At 27.0% G+C, this 8,121-nt stretch carries 7 protein-coding genes; 3 read left to right on the top strand and 4 right to left on the bottom strand.

All coding sequences use genetic code 11. The features are described 5' to 3' along the window. Positions 1-189 precede the first annotated feature (189 nt). Together PKV21_07780 and PKV21_07775 are read left to right on the top strand one after the other, a co-directional pair. Entirely contained in the window at positions 190-1,152 is a 963-nt protein-coding gene (locus PKV21_07780) for a hypothetical protein (GenBank protein ID HOM27389.1), read from the top strand. A gap of 15 nt (positions 1,153-1,167) precedes the next feature. Then, positions 1,168-2,073, top strand: a complete 906-nt coding sequence (locus PKV21_07775; protein HOM27388.1) for a dihydrodipicolinate synthase family protein — start codon at positions 1,168-1,170, stop codon at positions 2,071-2,073. Position 2,074: 1 nt separating this feature from the next. On the opposite strand, the gene ribF is transcribed toward PKV21_07775, so the two are convergent. The 4 genes from ribF to PKV21_07755 all read right to left on the bottom strand — a co-directional run bounded on the left by ribF (position 2,075) and on the right by PKV21_07755 (position 7,471). After that, on the bottom strand, positions 2,075-2,953 hold the full coding sequence (ribF, locus tag PKV21_07770; GenBank protein ID HOM27387.1) for a riboflavin biosynthesis protein RibF: 879 nt from the start codon (positions 2,951-2,953) through the stop codon (positions 2,075-2,077). 17 nt (positions 2,954-2,970) lie between these two features. Beyond that, positions 2,971-3,738: a creatininase family protein gene (locus tag PKV21_07765; GenBank protein HOM27386.1), complete on the bottom strand. Its 768-nt coding sequence runs from the start codon at positions 3,736-3,738 to the stop codon at positions 2,971-2,973. A 126-nt stretch (positions 3,739-3,864) separates the two neighbouring features. Beyond that, positions 3,865-5,718: an ABC transporter ATP-binding protein gene (locus PKV21_07760; protein HOM27385.1), complete on the bottom strand. Its 1,854-nt coding sequence runs from the start codon at positions 5,716-5,718 to the stop codon at positions 3,865-3,867. After that, the gene (locus PKV21_07755; GenBank protein ID HOM27384.1) at positions 5,711-7,471 is read right to left on the bottom strand and encodes an ABC transporter ATP-binding protein; all 1,761 of its coding nucleotides are present in this window, start codon (positions 7,469-7,471) and stop codon (positions 5,711-5,713) included. The genes PKV21_07760 and PKV21_07755 overlap by 8 nt, the downstream gene beginning before the upstream one ends. Positions 7,472-7,580: 109 nt before the next feature. On the opposite strand from PKV21_07755, the gene PKV21_07750 reads away from it, so the two are divergent. After that, the coding region (locus PKV21_07750) for an SPFH domain-containing protein (GenBank protein HOM27383.1) at positions 7,581-8,121 on the top strand (541 nt) is incomplete at its 3' end.

Genomic DNA, 8,121 nt, shown 5'->3' with positions numbered 1-8,121 from the left:
ACAATAGCAACTACTTTCATCTCAGGAATTTTTTCAATTGCTTTTACAAAACTTGTTCCTCTATCACCAGTTCCCACAATTCCAACATTTATCATTTTTTTTCCCTCCCTTTGAATATTTAAAATTTTACTTTTATTTACAATAATGTCAAAAAATTGTTTTTTTTTACATCTATTGTAAAATAAAAATATGGAAATAAAATGTATATGGTGGGATGGTTATCATAATGCTTTTACAGATATAATTAAACATAAAAAAAATTTTCTTGTAACTTTCAGACATGCAACTAAACATGCTGTTAGTGGAAATGGTGAAATATATATTATTAAGTCAAAAAATCTGGAAAAATGGGATTTAATAAAAAAATTTCCGAATTTTCATGATAGTAGAGACCCAAAATTTTTTAGATTTAAAAATAAAATAGGAGTATTATTTGGTGTAAGGTTTTTAAATGAAAAAGAAAAAATAGATATGTATATCAGTTATTCAGAAGACGGAACAAATTTTATTCCACCAGTCAAATTTGAAAATTATAATCTCTGGTTCTGGAGAATAAGAAATTTTAATGAAAAACTTTACGCAACTTCATATGAATTAAAACTTGAAAGAGGAACTTATTTATTTCTATCAGAAGATGGATTAAATTTTAAAGAAATATCACAGATTGTTAAAGGAGAATATGCAAATGAAGCAGATTTTTTATTTGAAAAAGATGGGTTATGTTATGCAATAGTGAGAAGAGAAAATTATCAAACACCAATTCTTGCAATTTCTACTCCTCCTTATAAAAAATGGGAAAAATATCCTTTAAATTTTATTATTCAAGGACCACATATATTTAAATTTCATGATAAAATATTTACTGCGGGTAGAATTTATTTAAAAAAAGAAAGTTTACTTTCTGAAATTAAAGATAGAGAATATATAACAAAAACAGGAATATTTGAACTTGATATGAAAAATAAAAAATTAGAACTTGTAAGAATTCTTCCAAGTTCAGGAGATACTTCATACTGTGGTTCTTTTTATGAAAATGGAAAGCTATATTTAACATATTATTCACAGCATGAATTAAATTTAAAAGAAAGTAAAGTTGGAGAAAATGCTTCTGGCATTTATCTCTTAATAACAGATTATCTCAATAAAAAATGAAAAGGAGGAAAAAAAGTGAAAGAAAAATTTTATGGTGTTTATGCAGCACTTTTAACACCTTTTAATGAAAATGGAAATGTATGTGAAAAAAGGTTAAGAAAACTTGTGAAATTTTTAATTTCAAAGGGTATTGATGGACTTTATGTATGTGGTTCAACTGGAGAATTTCCTTTGATGGATATTGAGGAAAGAAAAAAAGTTGCAGAAATTGTTAAGGAAGAAGTAGAAGACAAATTAAGAATTATTGTTCATATAGGTAGTTTAAGTACAAAAAATACTATAAAACTTGCTAAACATTCAGAAAAAATTAAAGTTGATGCTGTTTCTTCAATACCACCATTTTATTACAGTTTCAGTTTTGAAGAAATTTTCAATTTTTATAAAGAAGTTGCCTCTTCAATTTCTCTTCCATTCTTTTTCTATTATATTCCTCAAACCACAGGAGTAACTTTAAAAAATGAAGAAATATTGAAACTTGGTGAAATAAAAAATATTATAGGACTGAAGTATACATATACTGATTTTTATCTCTTACAGGACCTTCTTTTAAAAATGAAGGGAAAATGGATTGCATTTAGTGGTCCTGATGAATTATTTTTACCTGCTTTAACAATGGGAGTTATTGGAAGCATTGGTTCAACACAGAATGTTTTGCCTGAAATATTTGTGGAAATTTATAAAAGTTTCAAAAATAAAGATATTGATAAAGCGAGTAAATTACAAAAAAGAGTTACAGAGGCAGTAAATCTTTTGCATAAATATGGTGGGATAACATCCAGAAAAATAGCATTAAAATTCAGAGGTATTGACGCAGGATTTGCAAGAGAGCCATTTTTAAAAGATTTATCCAATGAAAAAAAAGAAAAATTTAGAAAGGAATGGCTTGAAAAATTTCCTGAATTTTCAGAAGGTATAAAATAAATTAAAAAGGGAATGTAAGTTTTTCGTTTATTTCTTCTATGTCTTTTCTAATAGCGTATTTTAAGTTTTCAATATTAATATATTTTTTTTGTTCTCTTATTCTATAAACAGGAAAAATTTCCAGAATTTCACCATAAATAACACTATTAAATCCAATAATATGTACCTCAATTTTAGTATCTTCATTTTCAAATGTTGGACAATTTCCAATTGATAAAGCCCCTTTTAAAAAAATATTTTTATATTTTACCCAGCAAGCATAAACACCTTCTCCAATTTTTATATTATGTAAAAGAGATAAATTTGCAGTTGGAAAGCCAAGATTTTTACCTCTTGAACTTCCTGTTATAACTTTTCCAAAAAAGGAAAACTGTCTACCAAGAAATTTATTAACATTTTCAAAATTTCCCATTTTTAAAAATTCTCTTATCTTTGAAGAATTTACTGTTTCTCCATCAACTTTTACTGCCTCTAACACTGAAACCTCAAACTTTTTCTGTAGGTCATTTATTCCACCTTTTCTATGTGAACCAAACTTGAAATTGTCACCAACTACAATACATTTTACATTTATTGATTCAAGATATTCAATAAATTCAAATGGTTCCCAGAAAGAAATTTCCTCATAATCACACCAGAGACATAATTCTATTCCGCTATTTTCAAAAAAACCGATCTTTTCTTCCCATTGAGAAATATAAAATTCTACAGGGAAATGTTTGAAAGTAAAAACAGCCGGTATTAATCTTTTATTTTTTGCTTTTTTAATCACTTCTTCTATTATTTTTTTGTGACCAAGATGAAAACCGTCAAACTTTCCAATTCCTATTGATATTCCTTTATTTATTATATCAATGTTTGAAAAATGTTTAATTTCCATATTTTTTGCTCCTTCTTTTAATAAGGAAATTTATCATCTATTTTTGCATTGGATAATTTTAGAAGAAATTCAGCAATTCTATCAGTTGCTCCTTCAACTATCGCTTTTCCTTTTTCTGGAGTTGCTTTTTTAGGATTTCCATATCCAGAATTTTTAGTGAGAAGATGCCATGGTCTTGTAATCCAGACCCATCCATTTTTTAACTCTTCAAATCTCGGTTCATTTATACTTCCATCATCCGCCCATTCAAGATGGACAAGTTCAGGATACAGATACAATAACCAACTTGTTTCTGCTTCATTTCCATGTTCTCCTCCCTTATCTTCCAAAACTTTATCAGCAATATCTTTTCTTATGTTCCACCAATCAATGAGAAAGATGAATACTTTTGTCTGTCCATATAATTCTCTTAAAAGACCTTTAAATTCATTTCCTCCGTGTCCATTAATAAGAACAAATTTATGGATTTTATAATTTTCAAGAGTTTTAACAATATCTTTAAGTATAGAAAGTTGAGTTGTTGGTGATAAATGTAAAACCATCGGAAAACCAAAATGATTTGAATTGACACCTATTGAAATTGTTGGAAGAAGGATTACTTTCCCGCCCTTTTCATTTGCTTTTTTACAACTTATTTCTGCAATTTTTTCAACAGTAAAAGTATCACATCCATATGGCAAATGAAAATTATGTGGTTCACAGGAACCCCAAGGTAAAACACAAACTTCAACTTTTCCAAACTCTTTTACTTCTTTTAATGTCATTTCCATAAGTTTATATTTCATATCATCCTCCTTTTTATAAAAAAACCACCAATATATAATTTTAAGGATTTTATGCTTAATAAAGAAAGTTTTCTTTTCATTTTAATTCAATAAAATTTTACTCAATTTTTTTTCTTATGTAAATTTTTAATCATTTAAAACTTCGCCAAATTGACTTGTAAATAGATTGTAATAAAACCCTTTTTTATTCATTAATTCTTTATGGTTTCCCTTTTCAATAATTTCTCCTTCTTTTATAACAAGAATTAAATCAGCATTTTTAACTGTATTCAATCTATGTGCTATAACAAAGTTTGTTTTATCTTTCATTAAGTTTAACATACTTTTTTGGACATCCATCTCAGTTTTTGTATCTATGTTGCTGGTTGCTTCGTCAAGAATTAAAATTTTCGGTTTAGCAAGAATTGCTCTTGAAATTGCAATGAGTTGTCTCTGTCCCTGACTCAAACTCTGACCACTATCAGACAAAACTGTTTGATACTTTTTGGGTAGATTTAAAATAAACTTTTCAGCATTTGATACTCTACAAACTTCCTGAATTTCTTCATCTCTTGCTTCAAGTTTTCCGTATCTTATATTTTCTTTTACTGTTTCAGCAAAAAGATATGTATCCTGTAAAACAACACCTAAAAAAGACCTTAAACTTTCTTTCTTTATTTTTCTTATATCATATCCATCAATAAGTATTTCTCCTTTTTCTACTTCATATAATCTTGCCAACAAATTAATTATTGTTGTTTTACCTGCTCCTGTTGGTCCAACAATTGCAATAATTTTCCCAGCAGGAACTTTAAAATTTATATTTTTTAAAACATATTTTTCATCTTCATAAGCAAACCATACATTTTTAAACTCAACCTCTCCTTTTATTTCTTTAAGTTCTATTGCTCCTTCTTCATCCTCTTTTTCTTTTTCCTCTTCCATAATTTCAAAAACCCTTTCAGCACTTGCTATTGCAGTTTGAATTGTATTGAATTGATTTGCAAGTTCATTTAAAGGTCTTGTAAACTGTTTTACATAATTAATAAAACTGGCTATTGTTCCAATTGTAATTATTTTTTTCAAAACAAAAACACCGCCTATTCCACCAATTATTGCAAAACTTATATTATTTAAAAAATTCATTAAAGGAGGCATAATACCGGCAAATTTCTGAGCATTAATTCCATATTCTTTTAATTCTTCATTAATTTTTTCAAACTTTTCTATTTCTTTTTCTTCTTTACCAAAAATTTTTATTATTCTTAAACCAGTTATATCTTCTTCCGCAATTCCATTTAATTCTCCAAGTTTTGTTTGTTGAATAAAAAAATATTTTCTTGTTTTTCCTGATATTATTTTTGTTATAAAAATCATCACAGGAATTAAAATGATACTGAATAATGTTAAAAGAGGGCTTAAAATAATCATCATTACAATTGTTCCTGAAAGCATAATTATTCCAGAAAAAAATTGTGTTATACTTGTGGCAAGAGTCATATTTATCATATCTATATCATTTGTTATTCTGCTCATAATGTCACCTATAGTTCTTTTGTCAATTACTTTCAAAAAAAGTTTATGGATACATTCAAAAGCATCTTTTCTCAAGTCATAACCAACTCTTTGTGAAATATTTGCCATTGTTAAACTCTGAATATAAACAAGTAAGGAATTAAAGATATATATAACCAACATAAAAAGTAGAAATTTTCCAAATCCACTTAAATTTTTGGGTATTATATAATAATCTATTCCTTTACCAATTAAATATGGACCTATTAGAAATAAAATTGAACTACCCAATATACAAACAAAAGAAAGAAGGAAGTAAAGTTTATATTTTCCCAAATATTTAAAAAGTTTTTTTAATGTTTTTATCGTTTCTTTTGGTTTTTCCGATAATAAATTCATATGTCTTCCAGGACCCGGTGGTCCAAAAAAATGTCCTCTTACATACTTAATTTTTTGCTGTTCGTAAAATTTATCTTTTTCAACCATTTATTTTTTCCCCTATTTGCGTTTCATAAATTTCTCTATAAAATTCACATTTTTCAAGTAATTCTGTATGTCTTCCTTCTCCTACTATTTCACCTTTATCAATTACAAGTATTCTATCTGCTTCTGCAATTGTAAAAATTCTTGGAGTTACTATAATTTTAGTAGAATTATTCAATTTTTCTTTCAGATTTTTAAGTATTTTTTTCTCTGTAATGTAATCAACTGAACTTGTACAATCATCAAGAATAAGAATTTTTGGTTTTTTTATTATCGCTCTTGCTATTGTCAATCTCTGTTTTTGTCCTCCTGAAAGATTAACTCCTTTCTGTCCTATAAAAGTATCAAGACCTTCCGGAAGGTTGCTCACAAAATCATATATTTGAGCAATTTTAAGTGCTTCTATTATTTCTTCATCAGAAGTTTCCTCACTTGCCCATTTCATAATTTCTCTTATTGTACCTGAAAATATTACAATTTCCTGAGTTACAAAACCTATATTTTTTTTCAAATTATCAGGATTTATATTTTTTATATTCACATCATCAATCAAAATTTCACCTGAAATAGGTTCATATAAACCTGCAATAAGATTTAAAATAGTTGTTTTCCCCGAACCTGTAGTACCAATAATTCCAACTGTTTCGCCTTCTTCAATTTTAAAAGAAATATCTTTTAAAAAATAATAATCAGAATTATCATCATAACTAAAAAAAACATTTTTAAATTCTATTTTTCCTTTTATCATATCTAATGGAGAATATTTCTCATAAACCTTTACTCCTTCAATTTTCAGTACTTCATTAATTCTTTCTATTGAAGCACCTGCTCTTGAAATAAAAATAAATAAATTACTTACCATCATCAAAGACATAAGTATTATCATCAGATAGTTAATAAAAGCCATTATTTCTCCAACTTTAATTTCATTGGTTAGAACCATTTTTCCACCAAACCATAATACTGTTATTACACTTAAATTTACTATAATCATTACAAGTGGTCCCATTTTTATTATCAGATTTATTGCTTTAAGAGATGCTTCCATTAAATCTTCATTTGACTTTTCAAACCGCTTTTTCTCATATGCAAATCTATTAAAAATTTTTATTACTCTAATTCCTGCAAGATTTTCCCTTATAACAAGATTCAATCTATCAATTTTTTTCTGCATATCTGTAAATAAAATAAAACTTTTTTTAGAGATAAAATAAAAAATAGAGAGAAGCAAAGGCATAACAATAAAAATTATCAGTGAAAGTTTAAAATTTATTGAAAAAGCCATAATAATACCACCAATACATAATAAAGGAGCTCTCACAAGCATTCTTAAAGAAATTAAAACAAGTTGTTGTGATTGAGCAATGTCATTTGTTAATCTTGTTATAAGGGAGGATGGAGAAAATTTGGTTATTTCCTTAAATTTTGCATTCTGGATTTTTTTAAAAATATCCTTTCTTAAATCATGTCCAAAATTTTGACTTGCTATACTAGAAAATATTGTACATCCAATCCCACCAATCAATCCAATAATTGCAATAAAAAACATAAAAAAACCAGTATTTATTATCAACTTTAAATTATTTTTAACAATTCCATCATCAATAATAGTAGATAGAAGTTTTGGCTGTAAAAGGTCCATTATTACTTCAAGAATCATAAACAATGGTGCAAGAATAGCAACCTTTTTGTAATCACTCAGATACTTAAAATATATATCAAATTTTCCATTTTTGAAATTATTGTTCTGCAACATTTTTACACCTTTTTAAAGAAACATTATAAATCCAAAAGTAAAAATTTCAAATTCTTTAATTTGACTAATTCCATTTTTATAATATACAATTTACAAAAAGGAGGAAGTTATGGGATGGATAATTTTAGCAGTTTTCATTTTTATGATTTTAGCAAATGCTATAAAAATAGTGAATGAATATGAAAGGGGAGTTGTTTTTCGTCTTGGGAGATTGGTTGGAGCAAGAGGTCCTGGTTTAATTTTTCTTATACCAATTATAGAAAAAATGGTAAAAGTAAGTTTGAGAACTGTAACATTTGATGTTACCCCTCAGGAAGTTATGACAAAAGATAATGTTCCTATAAAAATTAATGCTGTTGTCTGGTTTAGAGTTATGGATCCTGTAAGATCAGTTGTTGAAGTTGAAAATTATCAATTATCAACTATGCAGATTGCTCAAACAACATTAAGAGGAGTGGCAGGACAACTTGAACTTGATGAAATACTTGCAGAAAGAGAAAAAATAAATCACAGATTACAGCAGATAATAGATGAACAGACAGACCCATGGGGAATAAAAGTAAGTATTGTTGAAATAAAAGAAGTTGAATTACCAGATACTATGAAAAGAGCAATGGCAAGACAGGCAGAAGTTGAAAGAGAAAGAAGAG

The organism is bacterium (assembly GCA_035371905.1).
Lineage (GTDB): Bacteria > Ratteibacteria > UBA8468 > B48-G9 > JAFGKM01 > JAMWDI01.
The sequence above is the reverse complement of the archived record's forward strand: the minus strand, read 5'-3'. Positions and strand labels throughout refer to the sequence as shown.